This is a genomic window from Mycoplasma sp. 1654_15, from assembly GCF_012516495.1.
Taxonomy (GTDB): Bacteria; Bacillota_I; Bacilli_A; order Mycoplasmatales; family Metamycoplasmataceae; genus Mesomycoplasma.
Window position 1 is genome coordinate 217,652 of record NZ_CP051214.1, and the last position, 21,590, is coordinate 239,241.

At 26.7% G+C, this 21,590-nt stretch carries 19 protein-coding genes and 6 tRNA genes; 24 read left to right on the plus strand and 1 reads right to left on the minus strand.

The genetic code is table 4. The annotated features are described in order from the left end of the window. The first annotated feature begins 9 nt into the window (after nt 1-9). From HF996_RS00935 to HF996_RS01025, 19 genes are all read left to right on the plus strand, one after another. Nucleotides 10-2,196, plus strand: a complete 2,187-nt coding sequence (locus HF996_RS00935; RefSeq protein ID WP_168910222.1) for a phenylalanine--tRNA ligase subunit beta — start codon at nt 10-12, stop codon at nt 2,194-2,196. 110 nt (nt 2,197-2,306) lie between these two features. After that, the gene (gene rpmF / locus HF996_RS00940; protein WP_168910223.1) at nt 2,307-2,492 is read left to right on the plus strand and encodes a 50S ribosomal protein L32; all 186 of its coding nucleotides are present in this window, start codon (nt 2,307-2,309) and stop codon (nt 2,490-2,492) included. Between the two features lie 38 nt (nt 2,493-2,530). Further along, nucleotides 2,531-2,605 (plus strand) — tRNA-Asn (locus tag HF996_RS00945). Nucleotides 2,606-2,609: 4 nt separating this feature from the next. Next, nucleotides 2,610-2,685, plus strand: a tRNA-Glu gene (locus tag HF996_RS00950). A 6-nt stretch (nt 2,686-2,691) separates the two neighbouring features. Further along, nucleotides 2,692-2,767: transfer RNA gene (locus tag HF996_RS00955), tRNA-Val, on the plus strand. A 3-nt stretch (nt 2,768-2,770) separates the two neighbouring features. Beyond that, nucleotides 2,771-2,846, plus strand: a tRNA-Thr gene (locus HF996_RS00960). A gap of 55 nt (nt 2,847-2,901) precedes the next feature. After that, nucleotides 2,902-2,986: transfer RNA gene (locus HF996_RS00965), tRNA-Leu, on the plus strand. Nucleotides 2,987-3,077: 91 nt separating this feature from the next. Next, on the plus strand, nt 3,078-3,923 hold the full coding sequence (truB, locus tag HF996_RS00970; RefSeq protein WP_168910224.1) for a tRNA pseudouridine(55) synthase TruB: 846 nt from the start codon (nt 3,078-3,080) through the stop codon (nt 3,921-3,923). Between the two features lie 10 nt (nt 3,924-3,933). After that, the gene (locus tag HF996_RS00975) at nt 3,934-4,746 is read left to right on the plus strand and encodes a YcsE-related riboflavin metabolism phosphatase (RefSeq protein ID WP_168910225.1); all 813 of its coding nucleotides are present in this window, start codon (nt 3,934-3,936) and stop codon (nt 4,744-4,746) included. A gap of 8 nt (nt 4,747-4,754) precedes the next feature. Further along, nucleotides 4,755-5,627, plus strand: a complete 873-nt coding sequence (locus tag HF996_RS00980; protein ID WP_168910226.1) for an FAD synthase — start codon at nt 4,755-4,757, stop codon at nt 5,625-5,627. 28 nt (nt 5,628-5,655) lie between these two features. Then, entirely contained in the window at nt 5,656-7,344 is a 1,689-nt protein-coding gene (locus HF996_RS00985; protein ID WP_168910227.1) for an LppA-related lipoprotein, read from the plus strand. A 79-nt stretch (nt 7,345-7,423) separates the two neighbouring features. After that, nucleotides 7,424-10,087, plus strand: a complete 2,664-nt coding sequence (alaS, locus tag HF996_RS00990) for an alanine--tRNA ligase (RefSeq protein WP_168910228.1) — start codon at nt 7,424-7,426, stop codon at nt 10,085-10,087. A 55-nt stretch (nt 10,088-10,142) separates the two neighbouring features. Further along, nucleotides 10,143-11,279, plus strand: coding sequence for a hypothetical protein (locus HF996_RS00995; RefSeq protein ID WP_168910229.1), 1,137 nt, complete (start codon nt 10,143-10,145; stop codon nt 11,277-11,279). Further along, entirely contained in the window at nt 11,245-11,658 is a 414-nt protein-coding gene (gene ruvX, locus HF996_RS01000) for a Holliday junction resolvase RuvX (protein WP_168910230.1), read from the plus strand. The genes HF996_RS00995 and ruvX overlap by 35 nt, the downstream gene beginning before the upstream one ends. A 25-nt stretch (nt 11,659-11,683) precedes the next feature. After that, nucleotides 11,684-12,259: an aminoacyl-tRNA hydrolase gene (pth, locus tag HF996_RS01005; protein WP_168910231.1), complete on the plus strand. Its 576-nt coding sequence runs from the start codon at nt 11,684-11,686 to the stop codon at nt 12,257-12,259. Then, a complete protein-coding gene (tilS, locus tag HF996_RS01010; protein ID WP_168910232.1) occupies nt 12,216-13,094 on the plus strand; it encodes a tRNA lysidine(34) synthetase TilS in 879 nt (292 codons plus the stop codon). Before pth ends, tilS begins: the two co-directional genes overlap by 44 nt. Nucleotides 13,095-13,148: 54 nt before the next feature. Next, nucleotides 13,149-15,356, plus strand: coding sequence for an ATP-dependent zinc metalloprotease FtsH (gene ftsH, locus HF996_RS01015; RefSeq protein ID WP_168910233.1), 2,208 nt, complete (start codon nt 13,149-13,151; stop codon nt 15,354-15,356). 99 nt (nt 15,357-15,455) lie between these two features. Continuing rightward, on the plus strand, nt 15,456-16,934 hold the full coding sequence (gene lysS, locus HF996_RS01020) for a lysine--tRNA ligase (RefSeq protein ID WP_168910234.1): 1,479 nt from the start codon (nt 15,456-15,458) through the stop codon (nt 16,932-16,934). Next, complete coding sequence (locus HF996_RS01025; protein WP_168910235.1) at nt 16,934-17,743, plus strand: HAD family hydrolase; 810 nt, start codon at nt 16,934-16,936, stop codon at nt 17,741-17,743. Before lysS ends, HF996_RS01025 begins: the two co-directional genes overlap by 1 nt. Before the next feature lie 82 nt (nt 17,744-17,825). On the opposite strand, the gene HF996_RS01030 is transcribed toward HF996_RS01025, so the two are convergent. Beyond that, a tRNA-Thr gene (locus HF996_RS01030) sits at nt 17,826-17,901 on the minus strand. Between the two features lie 70 nt (nt 17,902-17,971). On the opposite strand from HF996_RS01030, the gene HF996_RS01035 reads away from it, so the two are divergent. From HF996_RS01035 to rpsR, 5 genes are all read left to right on the plus strand, one after another. Beyond that, complete coding sequence (locus HF996_RS01035) at nt 17,972-19,543, plus strand: APC family permease (RefSeq protein ID WP_168910236.1); 1,572 nt, start codon at nt 17,972-17,974, stop codon at nt 19,541-19,543. 39 nt (nt 19,544-19,582) lie between these two features. Beyond that, nucleotides 19,583-20,107 (plus strand): adenine phosphoribosyltransferase, encoded by a 525-nt coding sequence (locus tag HF996_RS01040; protein ID WP_168910237.1) that lies wholly within the window; start codon nt 19,583-19,585, stop codon nt 20,105-20,107. Between the two features lie 113 nt (nt 20,108-20,220). Continuing rightward, on the plus strand, nt 20,221-20,775 hold the full coding sequence (rpsF, locus tag HF996_RS01045; RefSeq protein WP_168910238.1) for a 30S ribosomal protein S6: 555 nt from the start codon (nt 20,221-20,223) through the stop codon (nt 20,773-20,775). Between the two features lie 5 nt (nt 20,776-20,780). Next, entirely contained in the window at nt 20,781-21,314 is a 534-nt protein-coding gene (locus HF996_RS01050) for a single-stranded DNA-binding protein (protein ID WP_168910239.1), read from the plus strand. A 10-nt stretch (nt 21,315-21,324) separates the two neighbouring features. Beyond that, the gene (gene rpsR, locus HF996_RS01055) at nt 21,325-21,567 is read left to right on the plus strand and encodes a 30S ribosomal protein S18 (RefSeq protein WP_013302345.1); all 243 of its coding nucleotides are present in this window, start codon (nt 21,325-21,327) and stop codon (nt 21,565-21,567) included. Nucleotides 21,568-21,590 lie beyond the last annotated feature (23 nt).

Genomic DNA, 21,590 nt, shown 5'->3' on the forward strand with positions numbered 1-21,590 from the left:
GGATTTGCAATGATTTTTTCACTTAAAAAATTAAAACAATTAGCTAATTTAGATGAACATATTTCTTTAGAAGACATTACAAAAGCTATAAATTCCATTGGTTTTGAACTAGAATCTGCAACAAAATTAAATAATATTAAAGGAATTAAATTTGGACACATTGTTGAACTTTATAAAAATCCAAATGCAGATAATCTAACAGTTTGTAAAATAGAATTTGAAGATAAACAAAGAATTATTCAAACAAGAGCTACAAATTTAAAGCAAAATGATTATGTTATGGCTTTTGTTCCAGGCGCTTCTAGTGGTGAAATTACTTTCAGTGCTAAGGAATTAAAAGGAATAATTTCTGAAGGAATGTTAGTGTCTTTAAATGAATTAGGCTTTGATGATTCTTTAGTTTCTAAAGACTTAGCAAATGGTATTTTTAGCTTTAAAAAAGTAGATTTATCTTTAGATCCTTTAGCTTTTTTCGACTTAGATGATTATTTATTAGATATTAAAATTTTAGCTAATCGTGCTGATGCAAATTCTTACTTAATTATGGCAAAAGAATTAGCAGCTTACTTTAGAACTACAACTTCAAAATTGTCTATAAAAACAAAACCTAGTTTTAAATCTGACTTTATTTTTGAAGACTTTTTAGATAATAAACTAACTGGAATAGAAGCTAAAATTGACAATGATTTTGAACTTAGTATTCAAGATCAATTACTTTTATTAAAATCTTCAATTAAACTTGTAAATCCGATCGTTGATTTAACAAATCTTACTTTAATTATGACAGGTCAACCTGTACATGTTTATGATGTAGACAAATTAAAAACCACAAAAATTTTAAAACCAGCTATAAAATCAAATGTTAGCGAAAATATTTTAGGAAAAAAAGAAGTAAATGTTTCTAATTCTTTAGTCATTACCAACGAAAATGAAGAAGTTTTAACTTTTCCAGCAGTAATTGGTTTGGAAAAAAATGCAGTTGATTCTGATAGCAAAAATGTTTTATTTGAAATCGGAATATTTGATACTACACAAACAAGAAAAACTGTAAAAGAATTAAGAGTTTCTAACTTAACTTCTAATAGAGCTATTAAAAATTTTGCTTATGGTTCTATTCATCTTGCACACAAATTTTTAAAATCACATTTAAATAATTATTCTTTTTCAATAAATTTAAATGAGATTCAAAAACAAGAAATAGAATTAAATATTCATAAAATGCAACACATTGCAGGTGTTAAATTCTGTTGTGATCCAGAGTTTAAAAATACTATATTTTCTCTCAAATCTTTAGGTTTTGAATTTGATTTTAAAAACAAAAAAGTAAAAATACCTACATATAGATATGATATTGAACTAAATGAAGATCTTTTAGAAGAAATTTTAAGATTCTATGGTTATACAAAATTAGAACCAACTGTTCCTAAAAATACAGTTTTTAAAATTCAAAAAACCAATACTTTAAAAGAACAAGTAAAAGTATTAGGTTTTAACGAAATTAAAACTTATACTTTAATTTCTAAACAAAAAAACGAATTTAATCCATTTGATTTTGACGAGCAAATAAATCTAAAAACCTTCTTATCTAAAGAAAGAGAAACCATTAGGAACACACAAGCTATTTCAATTTCTGAAGCTTTAGAACATAATATTAAAAGAAAAATTTCTAAAATTAGCTTATTTGAAATAGGAATGATTAATTCAGAGATCAACACTTTAATTTTAGCCACTACTGAATTTAATTTTTTTGAATTAAAACAAAAATTATTTGATTTATTTTCCTTAGATTTTGAGTTTATAAGAACAAATTCAGAACAATTTCATAATGGAGTTTCTGCTAAAATATATTATAATAGTCAACTAATAGGTTGAATAGGTAAACCACATCCAAAATTAAAATTAGTAGATGCATTTTATCTAGAAATTAATTTAGATGCTATTAAAAAATTTGTAAAAAATATTAAATTTAACCCATATGATTCTAATGAATTAAAAACCAGAGATATTACTTTTACTCTAAATACACATCAATCTATAGAAGAAGAAATAAATAAATTAAAAGATATTCCAGGAATTTTTTCAATCAGTTTAAAAGATTCTATAAATATAGATAAAAAACAAAAAATTACACTACATTTAGTGTGTGATGAAAAATCTATAGAATTTATTAACAAAATTTATGAAAACCTGTTATAATTATTCTTACCTACTCACATTGAAAAGAAATTTAATAAAATTTTATGAAATATAAAAAATTTTGTTATAATTATTATGCTTTTTAAATTTAGAAACACAAAGGAGAGATAATGGCAATAGTACCAAAGCGTAAAACATCAAAACAACGTAAACACAAAAGAAGAACTCACGATGTATTAACATCACCAACTTTAGTAACTTGTGGAACTTGTTCAGGAAAATCATTACCTCACCATGCATGTTCAAATTGTGGTTTCTATAAAGGTAAAAAAGTTATTGAAGGTCTACAAAAATAAATTTCTTTAACTTCAATATGTGCTAGAAATAGCAAAAAGCCGATTTAGCTCAGCGGTAGAGCAGCTGGCTGTTAACCAGTTGGTCGCAGGTTCGATCCCCGCAATCGGCGCCATATTGGCCCGTTGGTGAAGCGGTTAACACACATGGTTTTCATCCATGGATTCACGGGTTCGATCCCCGTACGGGTCACCATTTTTAGGAAGATTAGCTCAGCTGGGAGAGCATCGCCCTTACAAGGCGAGGGTCGTGGGTTCGATCCCCTCATCTTCCACCATATGCCGTCTTAGCTCAGCTGGCAGAGCAACTGCCTTGTAAGCAGTAGGTCGTAGGTTCAAATCCTATAGACGGCACCATTTATGTTACTTGGTAGTTTTAATTAGGTTCGATTCCTATAAAACATACAATTAAGCGCGAGTGGTGAAATTGGCAGACACGCTAGATTTAGGCTCTAGTGCTTTATAGCGTAAGGGTTCAAGTCCCTTCTTGCGCACCAAATGTAGAATTCACCTCCTTTCTTGAATTTACACTGTCAAGAACAAAACCAAGCATTTCGCTTGGTTTTTCTTTCTTTTTAAAGGTTATCTATGATTAAATTGCTTTATAAACCAACCAATATTACATCATTTAAGTTTATTAAAAATTACGCTAGAGAAAATAATATTAAAAAAATCGGGCACACTGGAACTTTAGATCCTTTAGCCTCTGGATTAATGTTGATAGCAACAGATGAAGACACAAAATTCATACCTTATATTGACACAAAAGACAAAGAATATATTGTTAAATTAAAATTTGGCTTTATTTCAGATACATACGATATTGAAGGTAAAATAGAAAAATTTTCTAAAAATAAAGTGTCTTTAAAGCAAATAGAAGAACAGTTAAAAATTTTAGTTGCTAAAGAAGAACAGATACCACCAGTTTTTTCAGCTAAAAAAGTTAATGGATTACGCTCATATGATTTAGCTCGGCAAAGCAAGTTTTTGGACTTAAAACCTATAAAAATCAAGGTATTTGCATATAAAATTTTAAATTTTGATTACGATACACAAACACTGAAATTACAATTTATAGTTTCAAGAGGAACATATATTAGGACTTTAGCTCATGATTTAGGTCAGATGTTGAAAATTGGTGCAATTATGGTAGAATTAACAAGAACAAAAATAAATTTTTTAGATTCTTCTTTTTTAAATCAAGATTTAAATGTTTTAGATTTAATACATTTAATTCAAACCAAAATAGACAAATTTCAGCTACAGCAACTTATACAAGGTAAAGTTGTTTCTTTTGATAAAAATTACGAAGACCAAGAAGAAACTTTACTAGTAATTCAAAATCAAGCAGTGGGTATTGGGACTATAAAAAACAAGATTTTAAAGTCTAAAAAACTTTTTGGTAATAAGATAAAAATAATACTAAACAAATAAGGAAATAAAAATGAAAAGTAAAAATATAAAAATATTTGCAACCGATATTGATGATACTATTTTACCTTCGGGTTATAAAGATATTCCAAACGAAATAATTGATATGTTTTCTCAGCTTCAACAAAACAATATCAAAACCGTGTTAGTAACTGGTAGAGATTTAGTTACTATTGGAAGGCATATTAATACACCAAATATTGATTATTTTATTGGAGCAAATGGCGCATTTATTTATGATTTTGCAAGAAAAAAAATAATCTGAGAAAAGGAAATCAGCTTTAGTGATTTTAAATTAATTGAAGACTTTGCATATCAACAAAATGTAGAATTTGTAATAATGGATCACAAACATATATATTATTCAGATGGACATTCAGATTTAGATTCACCATTTTTATCAAAACATCAACATAAAATGAAGTCAATAAAAGACTACACTGGAGATACTCCACTACACATTATTACTATTAAAGAAAAATATCCAAATCCAGATATTATGAGAAATTTTGCTTCATTTTTAAAGGAAAAAAATATTCAAGCAGAAATTAGTTCAAGATGAACTTATGGTTTTTTTATTTCCCCAGTTAACATTAAAAAAAGTATTACTTTAATTTTTCTAGCAACTCTTTTAGGATTTACCAAAGATCAAATTATAGCTTTTGGAGATTCTTCTAATGATGTTGAAATGATTAGAGATGTAGGTTATGGAGTAGCAATGGCTAATGCTTTAGATGAAGTAAAAAGCGTTGCAAAAGACATTGCAGAAGATACAAGAGATCTTGGAGTATACAAAAAAGCAAAAGAATTAAAACTAATAAACTAAATATTATTATGACAAAAATTTATTCTTATCCTTTAGATTCGAATTTTAAATTTAACAACGCTAGTTTTGTTTTAGGTTCTTTTGAATCTTTTCATATTGGTCATCAAAAATTAATTCAAAAAGCTAAAGAACTATCAGATACAGTAGTTGTATGTATGGTTAAAAACCCGATTAAATTACCTAAAAGCAACGGGTTGGTATTTTCTGATTTGGAATCCAGAATTCACGCTTTAGCAAATCAAGAAATTGAAAATATTTTGCTTATAGACTTTAATGAAGAGATACAAAACATGACTGGTAACACTTTCATAGATTCTTTAATCAATTCAGGAGCTAGCTCGTTTGTTATTGGTAAAGACTTTAAATTCGGTCGCTTTGGGCAGTGAAATGCTTCAATTTTAAAGGAATATTTTCCAAACACACATATAATAGAACACACAAAAGACACTCAACAAAATATAAAAATTTCTACAAAATTTTTAAAAGAAAATCTGAATTTTGGAGAAATTAGTTTACTTAATTCACTACTCACAGAAAACTATAAAATAAAAGTAACTTTAGATTCTGAGAAAAAATTCCAGTGACCTGAAGAAATAGAAAAATTACACACAGGTATTTATATAGCCAATTTTTTGTCAACTCAAGATTTAGAAAAATACCACGGAATTCTAAAAATTGATTTTAAAAATCCTTCAATAGCAGAAGTCATTTTGTTTGACTTAACTCAAATTGAAGGAACTCTTTCAGGTTTTGTTGAAATAGTAAAAGAAATTCGTTTAGTAATTCAATCAAAAAATAATGAATTAACAAATTTCGATATAAAAACAGCCAAAGAGTATCATTTAGAACAACTAAGAGCGCTTAAAAAAATTTCAAATTAACAAATTTATATTTATAATTTAATGCACTATGAAGAAAAAGAAACTTTATTTAATATCCACACTAGCATTTTCAACAGCTTTATTTGCTATTTCTTGTGGTGAAACACAAACTGCTCCTGTGAAAAAACCTTCACCTATGACACCTATAGATAAATCTAAACCTGGAGATTCATTAGAAAAGAAAAATCCTGATTCAGATAAAAGTAGAACAGATGAATCACAACAAAAAGGAAGTACTAAATCAGGAAATACAAATAATGCTTCACCAGAATCAGGAGTTAAAGAAGATAAAATGACAACTCCAGGAAATCCAATAATTAAAATGGATATGGTTAAAGAACAGGATAAGAAAATAGCTCCAATAGAAAGCAAGAAAATGGATGAAAATAAATCCATAGTAGAAACAAATCCGCCACAAAATGAAGAAAAAATAAGTAAAGAATCTAAAACTCAAGAAGAATTATTAGCAGAAGAAAAGAAAAATAAAGAGATTCAAAATAATTTAGAAATAGATTTTTTTAATTTAGATAAAGACTTTTTAATTGCTCATACAGCAAAATCTTTTGACACTACAACTGCTTTAAATAAATTCAAATCAGATGAATACAAAAATTTTGACTATAGCAATTTTGTTTCTAAATTAACTTCAAATGATGAAGAATTTAAACAAAAATATAATGCAAAATTAGATTTTACAAATGCTGAAGAAGATAAAAATAGAAAGATACTAAAAAATGTAAAATTAACCATTACTTCTAAAGAAAATCCTTCAAAAATGAAGGAAAAAAGTATTAATATATACTGAGAAAATCAAAAAGTAGAAAAATTACAAACATTAGAATCAAATATAATAGTGAAAACTCCAGTTGCTGAATTAAAACAACTTTTTCCTTCTTTTTTAGCTTTTAGTTTATTATTTTCTGATTCTAGTGTCGGTGTATTTAATAAATTATATAATTCTGAAGGAAGCATCGTAAATATACCTTCAATTCCAAGTATTAACTTGGGCTGAAGAAGTGAATTTGTTGAAGTAAAAAAAGTGAATACAGACAATGGTAATACCAAGCAGTATCAAATTAAAATAGATAAAGTTAAGTTCAATGATTTTACAGGTGAGTTATGACTAGAAGTTAAGCTGTTCACATTTGAAGACAACGAATTTGCTTACTACAAACAATACTATTTTAATAATTTTAGAAAATGAAATCCAAAATCTGATTTTACATTTAAATTAAATCCTTCTTCATCTGATTTTAAAAAAACAGACACATTCAAACAAGTTGTCAAAAAATACAAAACAGAATTAGAAACTAAAAACAGTGTAAATATCACAGATAGTGATCAAATAAATGTTCTTAAAAATTTTATTATTGACAACCTTACACTAACTTTTCCAGAAACAGAAAAAGTTTACTCATTAAAGAATTTTAAAATTTCTGACTATCAAGCATCAGATCCAAAAGCATCACAGCAAAAATTCATTATTTATCCTTTAATGTCCTTTATAAATTCCAATTCTGTAGCTGATTCTAGTACTTTTAAAATTGAAAAACAAAACGATAAATATTTATTAAATATTAACTCGGACATTAATATTTATCCTTTCACATTAAGTAATTTTTCTGATCTAAAAGACATTTCTCATTCTTCAGCTTCGCCCGTTTCATTCAAGGTAATATCATCGATCGATGTATCTGATATTATAAAAAATAATTAATATTAAAATAAAATCTACTGAACTAGGTGTTTTAGTAGATTTTATTTGCTAAAATTTAATTAAAAATTTAAAGGAAATTATGAATTCAAAATTAACTTCAAAACAAATTAGACAATTATGACTTGACTTTTTTAAATCTAAAAACCATTTAGAAGTTGAAAGCAAATCTTTAGTTCCTGAAAACGATCCTTCATTATTGTGAATAAATTCAGGTGTTGCAACTCTAAAAGATTATTTTTCAGGTAAGAAAGTGCCACCAAGCAAAAGACTTACTAATTCACAAAAATCTTTAAGAACTAACGATATTGAAAATGTTGGAATCACTTCTAGACACCATACAATGTTTGAAATGCTAGGAAATTTCTCTATCGGAGATTATTTCAAAAAAGAAGCAATTGAATATGCTTTTGAGTTTCTTACTACAGTTTTAAAATTTGATGTTAATAAGCTTTATTTTACTTATTTTTTCGAAGATTTAGATACTAAAGAATATTGATTAAAATTAGGAATAAAAGAAGAGCATTTAATAGCAGGAACCAGAAAAACAAACTTTTGAGATATGGGAATTGGTCCTTGCGGTCCTTGTACAGAAATTTTCTACGATCGTGGTTCAAAGTATGATTCAAGAGGTGTTGAATTATTAAAAGAAGACATTGAAAACGATAGATTTATCGAAATTTGAAATATTGTTTTCTCACAATTTAATAACGATGGTGAAAACAATTACACTCCTTTAATTAGTAAAAATATTGATACTGGTGCTGGATTAGAGAGAATAGTTTCTATAATTCAAGATGGTCCAACTAATTTTGATACAGATTTATTTTTACCTATAATTAAAGAAATTGAAACAATGACTTCCTTTAAGTATGATGTAGAAAATTACTTCAAAAAAGAAGAAAAACAAGCAAAAATTAATTCAAATTTTAAAATTATTGCAGATCATATTAGAGCTGTTGTAAATGCAATAAATGATGGTGTTGAACCTTCAAACACCTTTAGAGGTTATATAATCAGAAGGTTAATTAGAAGAGCATACAGAATTGGGAAAAAATTAGGAATTAAAGAAGCATTTTTATACAAATTAGTAAACATTGTTAAAGAAACTTTAATTTACGAAATTGAAGTTGATAGAGTAAGTGAAGTCATAAAAAAAGAAGAGTTGCTATTTGAAAAAACTATTGAAAATGGAGGGTTATTACTTCAAAAAGAAATTGAAAACAATAATCAACAAATAGATTTTGCGGTTGCATTTAAGCTTTTTGAAACTTTTGGATTTCCAATTGAACTTACTCAAGAAATTTTGGCTGAAAAAAATATAGAACTTGATATGAATGAATTTAAAATTTATCAAGAAAAACATGCTCAACTTTCTATGGGTTCCAAAAAACTAGGTATGAAAAAAACTCTCAATTCTTTGGCTCTGGTTGAAGGAAAAATTTCCGAGTTCATAGGTTATTCCGAATTAACATCAAAAGCAAAAATTGTTTTTTTAGCTAATGAAGAAGAACAAATAAATAAATCTTTAGCTAATCAAGATTCCTATGTTATTTTTGACAAAACTCCTTTTTATGCAACTGCTGGAGGTCAAAAACATGATCAAGGTGTCATTATTCAAAACAATAATAAAATTAAAGTAAAGCAAGTATTTAAAGACAAATTTTTAAATCATGTTCATGTCATAGAAGGCGAACTTGACAAAAATCAAGAAGTATTACTTGAAGTTGATGCAACAAACAGAACAAATCTAGAAAGAAATCACTCTTCAACTCACCTTCTTTTCAAGTCCTTAAGAGAACAATATGGACCACAAATCAAGCAATTAGGTTCTGATAACAACGAAGATAGGCTCACCTTCGACTTTCCTTTAGATAAAAAGCCAACTCCAAAAGAATTAAAAGAAATACAAGACAGAGTAAATTCATATATTGATAAAAATGTAGAAAGACATTATTTAGAAACTTCAATCAAAGAAGCAGAAAAACTAAATGCAATTATGACGCTTGAAGAAGCTGAATATATGGATCCAAAACATGTTAGATTGGTTCAATTTGAAGGAATTACAACTGATTTATGTGGAGGAACACACATTGCAAAAACTGGTTTAATTCAAAGATTCAAAATAGTTTCTTGTCAAAACAAAGGAAGTGGAATTTTTAGAATTAGAGCAATAACTACCTTTGATAAAATTCAAAATTATTGTTTTGAGACTTTTAAAGAGAATAATGAAGCTTTAATGAAAATATTAGAAAAAAATCATCAGCTAGATCCGACATATCGTGGAATTCCATCTGTTCATTTTAGTAGTGATTGAGAAGCTAGTGTGGAAGAAATAGAAAAATATCTTGAAATTGCTAAAAACGATAATAAGTTATTGCAAAAAAAAGCTTCATTAATAAAGGAAAATCAAGAATTAGAAATTGATCCAAGCAAAATTTTAGAAATTAATAATCAAAAAATATATCTAGATTTAGACATTGATTCAGGTCAAAATCTTAAATTATTAGCAGTAAATTTACGAGAAAAATTTGTTGACATTGATTTTGTATTGGGACAAAAGCAAAATCAACATTTATTATTAGTTATTGCTTCAAAAAACAAGCAAGCTAGAGCTATTTTTGCTCAACTTCAATCACTAAATTCTTTAAAAGGTGGGGGTAGTGATATTTTAGTTCAAGCTAACTTAGTTTGATATTCAAATGTGGAAACAACGATTAAAAATATTTTAAAAAATCCTTCATAAAAGAAGGTTTTTACTATATAAATTTACAAAAAATCACAATAGTCAAAGGTTAGTTATGAAAGAAAAATTTAATTATCTCTGTGAATTAGCAACAATGTTTTTGGGTCCAAAACGTATACACAATACAGAATTTGTAGAAGAATGTTATTTAAAAGAAGTGATAATTACTAATGTTTTTCCAACTTTAGAAAACGGAGTTCAATACTTTTCAGTATTATTTGATAAAACTATTTTTAATTCAGAAGATAAATTGTTGGGGAAAGTATTGCAAAATAATAAGGTGGTTGCTGATATTATTTCTGTTTGCAAAAATAATTTTATCCACATTATAAAGGAAAATGAAGCACAAAAAATAGATTTTCATTCACCAGTTACATTAGTAGCATATGGAAAATCAGATTTTTGTATGTCCTTCAATAAACAATCACATTGGCTTCTAAATTTGGAAAATATTCATCAATTAAATACACAAATGCAAGAAAACATTGATAATCTTTGAGCAAATCCTTATGTTAATTCAGATTTTTACTATAGACAAACACCAGAATATGTTGAATTAGCAAATAAATTAAATAATGATTCAAATAATCCACAAAATTTAGTTAGATTTTTAGTCAAAAAAAATCATGACCTACTTGATGATGTGCAAATGAAGCATTTTAATGATTTTTATAGTAAAAAAGAATTTTCAGAAACTAAAACTAATGATAGTGAATTAGCTTCACAGTTTTTAAAAAGTATTCTTTCCTATAGTAAATTTACCCATATATTGGAAAACGATAACAACAAAAATCCTTCATTTCCTGAAGTAATTGTGGATATGAGTGTTTCAGATTTAATAGATTTTGATTATTTAGCATTAGTTGGATTTATTTTAAATGAAAATGCCACATTTATTTTTGGTAAAAAGTTAAACACTAATGAATTTAAGATTGAAATTTATACAAAAGATATTGAACAAATTCAACAAGACCTTTATGTTATTTTTAAAAACGATATTTTCAAAACTATAGAATTTTCTTATAACACATCTTTAAATCATATTTCATGCACATTAAAAATAGAAAAATCTTTATCCATTGAGTTTAATTTAGAGATAATAGGAAAAATCGAAAGTATATTTAAAAATTATTTTGATAAAAAAAGAAAAAGAAAATATGAAAAGAATAATCGCCCTAGATTTAGGAAGTAAAAGTTGTGGTTTTGCAATCACTGATGCACTTAGATTAACATCTCAACCTTTAGAAAATTTTCAATTTCAAGAACATAAATTAAATTTAGTCATTGATAAGTTAAAATATTATTTTCAAGAATATGATATTGAATTAGTTCTTATTGGTTATCCTCTTAGCATGCAATTAAATCCAACCAAAAGTTCTAAAAGAGTAGATTATTTTGTTAAATTATTTCAAGAATATTTTGATATTCCTATAAAATTAGTAGATGAACGGCAAACAAGCAAAATAGCTCATAGTATTATGATCGAGCAAGGTTTAAGTAGACAAAAAAGAAAGAAAAATAAAGATAAATTAGCAGCTCAATTAATATTAGAAAGTTATTTAAATCAATAAAAAATGAAGAAAAATGAAGGAAAATATGAAATTAATTGTCGGTTTAGGTAATCCAGGGGAACAATACAAATTAACTAAACATAACGTTGGTTTTCGTGTGCTCGATAAACTTGCAGAAAGTTTAAAAGTAAATTTTACCAACTGAAATTCAATAGGTCTTATTGTAAAAACTCCAGATTATATACTTGCCAAACCTCAAACTTATATGAATCAATCAGGTTTGTTAGTTAGTGAGTTAGTTAGGTTTTTTAAAATAAATATAGATGATATTTTAATAGTTTATGATGATATGGATTATCAAGTTGGGCAAGCGATTATGAGAACAAATGGTTCTTCTGGTGGTCACAACGGACTAAAAGATATTTTTAGATTATTAAATACACAAGAAATTAAAAGATTAAAAATTGGAATATCTCGTGATAAAGATAGCAAAAATTATGTTCTGACTCCTTTTAATTCAGTTCAAGAAATTATTATTAAAAAAGTTATAGACGAATGTGTTGATATTTTATTGTATTACTTATATAATGATTTTAGAAAAGCAATAGAAAAATTTAATGTTAAGCAAAACCAAAACAAAAACAAGCCTATTAGCAGTTAGCGGTGGTCCAGATTCAATGTTTTTGCTTAATCAATTTAAAAACAAAAACATCGTTGTGGCTCATGTAAATTATCATTTACGAACAGATTCTGATATTGATCAACAAATAGTTGAAAATTATTGTCAAAAATACGGAATTAAACTAGAAATTTTATCAGTTAATAAAAAACAAGAAGAATATCATAATATTCAAAACGAAGCTAGAGAAATTCGTTATCAGTTTTTTAATAAAATTTATCAAAAATATAATTGCAACCAACTGTTAATTGCTCATCAAAAAGATGACTTTTTAGAAACAATTTTTCTTCAAAAAATGAAGCAAAAAAAAGTAAATTTTTGAGGTATCAAAAAGAAAAAATTTCTTTATAATATGAATATAAAAAGACCATTTTTATATAAATATTTTAAACAAGAAGTAATAGATCTTTTAAATAAAAAACAAATTTTATTTGCAACTGATTCATCAAATAATAAAGAAATTTATCAAAGAAATAAAATTAGAATAGAGTTAAAAAACAAATCTAAGATTTGAAAAAACTCTATAATTTTAAAATATAGAATAATAAATTTACTTAAATTGATTAAGTTGATAAGAATAAATTATTTGTTATATAGATGAAAAAAAACTCAATTTGATATAGTATTTTTTGAAAAAATAAAGAAAAAGTCTCAATTTTTATATTTTTTTATTCATAAATACTATTTTGATATAAATATAAGTAGTAAAAAGCTTAAATCTATTGAAGATTTTTTATTAGCCAAAGAAAGAACAGGAAAATATTTGCTAAAAAATGGAAAATATTTAGTCAAAAAACAATATAAAGTCATTTTATAAGCAAAAAAACCTCTTTTTAATTTATAATATTATGACTAATCAGGAAAGGAAATCATGGCGAAAAAAACTTTTAACAAAAGCTATTTTAGATACATTTTAGGAGCGATAATTTTAGGAATTGTAGTAGCTGTTCTTCTTTATCGTTTTCTTTTGCCATCCCCGACAATCAGATCTATTAGCTATTTCGATGAACAAATTAAAACAAATGCTTCATCTACAATGGATAATAAATTCTTTTGATCTGTAACATATGATGTAGAAAATTTTAGAATTAAAGTTGTAAATAATCCTGGAAATGCTAACTTTGCTCCTGAGATTTATCAGGTTGTTGCAAACCCTTATACTATAAATAAGTATATTGGTACTTTAGTTACTCCAGTTGATAGTAAATTACCATTGAGTGTAGAAGTAGTAGAAGCTACAAAAAGCCCTTATGTGCTACAAAATGTAGATAATTTTAATAATTTTATTAAACATATAGAAGTAACAGCTTCTGCAAATAATCTTACTTTAGCTCAAAACTATAAAGAGACTTTATCTTCAGTTTACAACATTTTAGGTGGAAATTTTGGAATTGTAAATACAGATAAAGTAAGACCAAACTTTTTTGTTGCTTACATTTTACCTTTATTACCTTGCATATTCTTTATTTTTATGTTCTATATGATCTGAAGAAGCTACAGATCTTCCAACTCAGGAGCTGGTTCATTCTTTAATCCAGGGAAAAACCAAGCTATTAAAATTACTTCAGATAAAAGATTTTCAGATGTTGCTGGAAATGCAGAAGTAAAAGAAGAAATTGAAGAGTTTGTAGACTATCTAAGAAATCCTAAAAAATATGCAGCAGCTGGTGCAAAAATACCAAAAGGTATCTTATTAGGTGGTCCTCCAGGAACAGGAAAAACTTTAATCGCTAAAGCAACAGCTGGTGAAGCAAATGTTCCATTTTTCTTTATTTCTGCTTCTAATTTTGTTGAGTTATATGTAGGAGTTGGAGCAAAAAGAGTTAGAGAATTATTTAAAGATGCTCGTGCAGAATCTCCTGCAATTATTTTTATAGATGAGTTAGATGCTATCGGACGTTCAAGAGGTTCAGGTATTGGTGGAGGTAATGATGAAAGAGAACAAACTCTTAACCAACTACTTGTTGAAATGGATGGTATGGTTGAAAATAGTGGATTATTAATAATTGCCGCAACCAATAGAACAGATGTTTTAGATCCAGCCCTTATGCGTCCAGGAAGATTTGATAGAACTGTTATTGTAAATTATCCTGATATTAAAGAAAGAGAAGAGATTTTAAAACTACATGCTAAAGGAAAAAGAATTTCTTCTAGCGTTCACTTCTCAAATGTAGCAAAAAGAACACCAGGATTTTCAGGTGCTCAATTAGAAAATGTTATTAATGAAGCCACTTTACTCTCTGTTAGAGAAAAAACAGATGTTATTACAAATGAACAAATTGATGAAGCAATAGATAGAGTAATAGGTGGGCCAGCTAAGAAAAATAGAGTTATTACTGAAGCAGAAAGAAAAATGGTTGCTTATCATGAAGCAGGACACGCTGTTGTCGGAGTTAAGATGAGAGCAGGAGCTAAAGTTCAAAAAATTACTATAATTCCTAGAGGTCAAGCAGGTGGTTATAATTTAATTCTTCCTGAAGAAGAAAAATACAATTCTACTAAATCAGAACTTTTAGCAACAATTGCAACTTTTATGGGAGGTAGAGCTTCCGAAGAAATTAAATACGGAAAAAACGAAATTTCTACAGGAGCAGCTAACGATATAGAAAAAGCAACAAAAATTGCTAGAAAAATGGTTACAGAATATGGTATGTCTTCATTAGGTCCTATTCAATATGAAGAAAACACAGGAAGTCCTTTCCTAGGTCGTGATTATGCAAAAAATACTTTATTTTCTTCAAATGTAGCACATGAAATAGATATTCAAGTTAGAGAAATTATTTCAAAAGCTTATACTCAAGCCTTAGAAATAATTCAAAATAATCTCGACTTATTAGAATTGATTAAAGATACACTACTTGAAAAAGAAACAATTGTTGCCGAAGAAATAGATTATTTAGTAAAACATATGAAACCTTTAGAAACGAAACCTAAAGAAGAAATTAATAAAAAATCACCAGATAAAATTCTTGATGAAATAATTTTAGAATCAAAAACAAAAGAACTGAAAAAAGAAGAAAAAGATGAAAAATCATCTTCAGAATCCTTTAAAAATGAAGAAAATTTTGAAGATAAATAAAATAACAAAAACAAGTAAATTTATAAAATTTGTCAAATAAATCTGTTTTATAACATTAAATTTTTATAATTTAATGTTCTTTTTATGTAAGGGGAAAAAATGTCAATAAATAAATTAACAGAACAAGAACAAGTAAGGTTAAAAAAATTAGAATTATTACATGAAAAAAACATTCAACCTTATTCAGAAACTAAATATGAAAATGATCAGTGAAAAAATATTGTATCTGAATTTTCAGCAATTTCTAAAGAGGAACTAGAGCAAAGAAATCATAATATAAATCTTTCAGGAAGAATTGTGGCAATGCGAGGACCATTTATTATAATAAATAGTTTTTTTGACAAAATTCAGTTGTATTATGATAAAAAATTACTTGAAATTAAAGAAAATAAAGATCTATATGAATTACTAGATTTAGGAGATATCATTCAAGTAAGAGGGGTTGTTTTTAAAACAAAAACAGGTGAATTATCTCTTAAAGTGCATACTTTACAACTTTTAACTAAAGCATTAAAACCCTTACCAGATAAGTTTCATGGAATTTCGGATATTGATGAAAAATATAGAAAACGTTACTTAGATTTAATTTCAAATCCAGAAACAAAACAAGTTTTCTTAACTAGAACAAAAATCATAAGTTTAATTAGACAATTCTTAGATAATTTAAATTATATGGAAGTTAGCACTCCAATTTTACAATCACTTTTAACCGGAGCAAGTGCAAGACCTTTTACAACATTTTATAACTCATTGCATTCTGATTTTTATTTAAGAATTGCAACAGAATTACCGTTAAAAAAATTGCTAGTTGGTGGTTTAGATAGAGTTTATGAAATAGGAAAAATCTTTAGAAATGAAGGAGTTGATACTACTCATAATCCAGAATTTACTTCTATAGAATTTTATGAAGCATATGCAAATTTAGAAATAATGATGGAAAGAACTGAAGCAATTTTTAAATATTTAGTTGACAAACTCAATATTCCAAATAAAAAAGTTGTTTTCGGAGAGTATGAAATTGATTTTAATTTACCTTTTAACAAATTCAATCTTGTAGATAAAACATCTGAAATTTTAGGTGTTGATTTAAAACAACAATCTTTTGAACAACTAAAAACTTTAGCTGAAAAACATAAAATTAAAATTGAAAAATTTTATCAATCAGGACATATTATAAATGCTCTATTTGAAGAATTTGTTGAACCTACTTTAATTCAACCAACTTTCGTTTACGGTCATCCGATCGAAATTTCTCCATTAGCTAAAAAAGATCCAAAAGATCCAAGATTTACACAAAGAGCTGAACTATTTATAGCTAAAAAAGAATTTGCTAATATGTTTAATGAATTAAATGATCCAGAAGATCAACTACAACGTTTTGAAAACCAAATTAAAGAAAAAGATTTAGGTAACGATGAAGCAAATGAAATAGATTACGATTTTGTAGATTCTCTAAAATATGGAATGCCCCCAGCAGGTGGTTGTGGTATAGGAATTGATAGATTAGTGATGCTTTTAACATCAAAAACATCAATTAGAGAAGTAATCTTATTTCCTCAATTAAAGGCTAAAAAATAATGAAAAAAATATTTGTTTTCGATTTAGATGGAACATTACTAACACACCAAAATACTATAAATTCCTTTACTTTAGAAGCAATCAAAAAAGCAAAAGAATCAGGTCATATAAATATAATTGCAACCGGAAGAGGTCTACAAACTACAAAAATAATTTCAGATTCTTATCCTTATTTTGATTATTTAGTTTCTAACAATGGAACAATTATTTATGACATTCTAAATCATAAAGTACACCTAAATGGTTTTATTGACAAAGAAACTTTAAGATTATTAGTACAAACATCACTAGAATTTAAATCTTTAATTGCAATCTCAACACCAGAAGATTCTTATTTATATTCTTCACAAAATAACTACACTTGACTAAATTCACAAGCGGAAATGGACTTAAATGCCTATAATTTAATTTCATATGAACAACTTGAAAAACTCATTGAAACTAATAGCACAATTTCACAATTTGCCTTTAGAAATTCACAAGAAACCATCAAAGAAATTTATTCTATTTTAGCTACAAAATTAAAAAATAAATACAAAGTAACTATCACTAATAGAATATTCGTTGACATTAATCCACTAAATGTTGATAAATTTAATGGGATTGAGTTCATTTTAAAACAAAATAATTTAAAATTAGACAATGTAGTAGCCTTTGGTGATTCTTCTAATGATTTTTTAATGATTAAAAATGCCAATATAGGTTTTGCAATGAAAAATGCTACCGAAGATTTAATAAAAGTAGCAACAAAAGTTATTGGTGATTGCAATTCAGATGCGATCGGAAAAGAAGTTTTAAAACTAATTTAGTTTATTTTTCTTCAAAATTGAAGAAAAATAAAAACACAAAAATTAATTTTTTGTGTTTTTATTAATAAACGAATAATCGATATGGTGCCAACAACAGGAATTGAACCTGCGACCCCATCCTTACCATGGATGTGCTCTACCTACTGAGCTATGATGGCTTTGTTTAGTATATATAATTATATTACTAACTAACAAAAAAACAAGAAAACAACAAAAAGAGGAATTTGTATGCAAGTGAGCAAAGAAGAAAAGTCTATAAAGCGACAAAAAATTAGTTTTGCTAGTGCTTTACTAATAGTTTTAGGTTCTTGTATAGGTGCTGGAATATTTTTTAAGTCAAGATCAGTACTTGAAGGTTCAGGGCACTATCTAACCTTGGCGATTTTTGCTTGAGTTTTATCTTCATTTGCTATTATTTCTATGGCATTTTCTTTGTTGGAAATTTCTTCAGTTTCTACTCATTCTAATACTTCTTTGATAGATTGAAATAAAAAATTTAATTCACAATTTATTTATAAACTATCAAGAAATTTTATGGTCTTTATTTATTTGCCACTTACATATTTTTCAATGCCTCTCTATTTTGTGCAGACACTTCAAGATGCATATCAAGCATTTTCTTTAGCTACGAATGCAGATTTTAATTTTAATTTAGATTGATTAATAGTCTTGATAATTGTTCTTGTTTTTCTTTACTATTTTTCTATTGTAGGATTAAGTTCCAAACTAGCAAATTGACATAATAAAATCATTTTAGTCTTCAAATTCCTTCCTATAATTATTGTAGTTGTACTTTCTTTTGTTATGTTTTTTTCAGGAGGTGCAGCAAAACTTAATTCTAAACCTACATTTTTAGATATTAAAGAAATAGTTGAAAACAAAGAAAGTTTAAAATACACAATTCCAGGAATTGGCTGAATTTTATCTTTAGCCGCTATTTTCTTTACGTATGAAGGATTTTTTGCAGCTACAGGTATTCAAACTGAAATGAAAGAACCAAAAAAAACACCATTAGCAATTTTGTTTGGGTTATTAATAGTAACAGCAATCTACCTACTTTTAGCCATTGCAATGTCAATAGTAGGTGATGGTTCTATTTCTTCTTTTATTAGTGTTTTAAAAAATGACTTAAATTGAAATGAACAAATAATTTCTTATCTTCTTGGTTTTACAAATATTTTTATTGCTTTAGGAATTTTAGGAATATTAAATGCTTTTACTATGTGAGGTCCAAGATTGGTTGAAGAGCTAATTCTTCATGGAGATTTTAAATTTTTACAAAAATATAAACATAAACTCAACATAGAAAAACCAGTTGTTGGAACTATAATAACACTTGTTTTTTCTACATTTTTAATCATAATTTTGTTCTTAATTGGAACCTTTGCTTTTATAGATGATAGTAAATACGATAATTATGGATCAAAATTAGATAGTCTATACTCGCTTGCTGATATTTTAGGTAATTGATCGGCTTTAATTTCTTTTGCTTTTATAGCTATTGCGATTTTTGGAGGGTTAAAAAATAGAAAAACAAATAAAGTAAAAGTAACAAAATTCAAGCACTTTGTGTTATTTTCAGTAATTTCCTTAGTTGTTACTTGACTAATTTTAATTTTCTCAATTGCAATTCCAATTTTTGATTTATTAGCTTTATTTTGAATAAAAGATACAAAAGATGTATTAGTTCCAAGATTAGTAAAAGTCTTGATTTTGTTTGCTTTTTTTGCAATTTCAGCTTTTCCGATTTTCTTCGAATCTTTGAAGAAAAAGTACTTAAAAAAGAAAATTAAAAAATAATTTTCGTTTTTTTTTAAAATATAGTACTATTTAAAAGAAATGCAATCAAAACAAATTAACTTAGAAAAATTTATTAGAGACGTAAAAGATTTCCCAATCGAAGGAATTATATTTAAAGATATTTCACCACTTTTAGCTAATGGAAAAGCACTACACTGCACAATTCACAAAATGGCAGAATTAGCAAAAGATGCAGATGTTATTATTGGACCAGATGCAAGAGGTTTCTTGTTTGGTACTCCAACAGCTGCTTTTTTAAAAAAACCTTTTATCATGGTAAGAAAGCCTAAAAAATTACCAGGCGATGTAATTAGTTTCGAATACGAACTAGAATACGGAACTTCTACTTTAGAAATCCAAACAAACATGCTAAAACCAGGTCAAAAAGTAGCAATTATCGATGACGTTTTAGCTACTGGTGGAACAATGAAAGCCATCACAGATTTAATTGAATCTCAAGGAGCTGTTGTTCACAAAATAGTATTTTTATTAGAATTAGTAGCTCTTAACGGAATTGAAAAATTAAAAAATTATGATGTTAGTTCATTAATCAGAGTTGAATAATCATTTCTTTTCAAACTTCAATTTTATGTTATAATTATTGCCTATAATTACAACACAACACATTAATCCTTGATCTATATTAAATAGATCCAATTTGACCAAAAGGAGACATCATGTCAAAATACGAAATTATGACTGTTTTAGCTCCAGGAACTGAATTAAAAGTCATTGAAGACATTTTAAAATCAGTTTTTAGTGCAAAAAACATCGAAAAATTCGAAAAACTTGAAAGAACTGAGTTAGCATACGAAATTAAAAAACATAAACAAGGAATTTTCGTTTTAGCTAACGTTAAAGCTGAAGAAAGTTTAATTGAAGAATTTGTTAGAAGAGCTAATATTTTAAAAAAACAAATTCTAAGATTTTTAGTAATTAATCTTGATTCAGAAAGAGGAATTAACAAAACCTTCAAAGCAATAAAAAACGATAAACAAAGATTTTTCTCCAGCAAAAAAACAACAGCTTCAACAGAAGAAAATAAAGGATTTACAAAGCCATTTGCTAAAAAATCCTTTTCAAAAAAATCTGAAGAAACTGATACTTCTAAAACAACAGAACACGAAAAAAAACCAAGACAACCAAGAACTATAAAAACTAAAGAAGTAAAAGAATCAAAAGTAGCATCTACAGCAAAAAAAGTAGAAAAAACAGCAGAAAATAAAGAGTAAATTTTATGAATAAAGTCATATTAGTTGGCAGAATAGTCAATGACTTAACTTTAAATAGAACAAAGTCAGGTCTTGATTATCTTAGATTTAATTTAGCAATTGAAAGAAGAAAATTTAGCTCTGATGCTGAAGATATTACAGATTTTATTCCAATTGTAGCTTGAAGATTTAATGCAATAAATATTTATTCACTTTCTACTAAAGGCTCTTTAATTTTAATTGAAGGTTATCTTTCATCAGGAAGGTATCAAAAAGAAGATGGTTCCAATGTCTACACTCTTGATGTTGTAGTAGACACCTTTAGAGCTTTAGAAACTAAAGAGCAATTAGAATTAAGAAAGAAAAAAAATATTTCTGAATCACATCAGCCTTCATTTAAAGCTTCAACACCATCTTCAGTAAACGAGCCTACTTTTGTCAATGCAAACACTTCAAAAGCTGAAACAATTTCAGAAAATCTACAAGCAACTAATGATGAAACTGACGACGATGACGATGATATATTCATAGATTGAAATTTTAATTCTATGGATGAGTAAAGGAATTATTATGAACAAGAAAAATAAGAAAAAATTAAAGAAAAAACCTTGCCACTTTTGCGAAACACAAACAGTTTATATAGATTATAAAAATGTTGAAGTATTGGAAAAATTTGTTAATCCTCATGGAAAAATTCAACCTTCTAGAATTACAGGAAGTTGTTCAAAACACCAAAGACAAGTTTCATTAGCAATTAAAAGAGCAAGAATGATAGCCTTAATGGCATTTGTTGGTGAAAGAGTTAGAAGGTAAAAAAAGAAAATAAAAAAATTTTT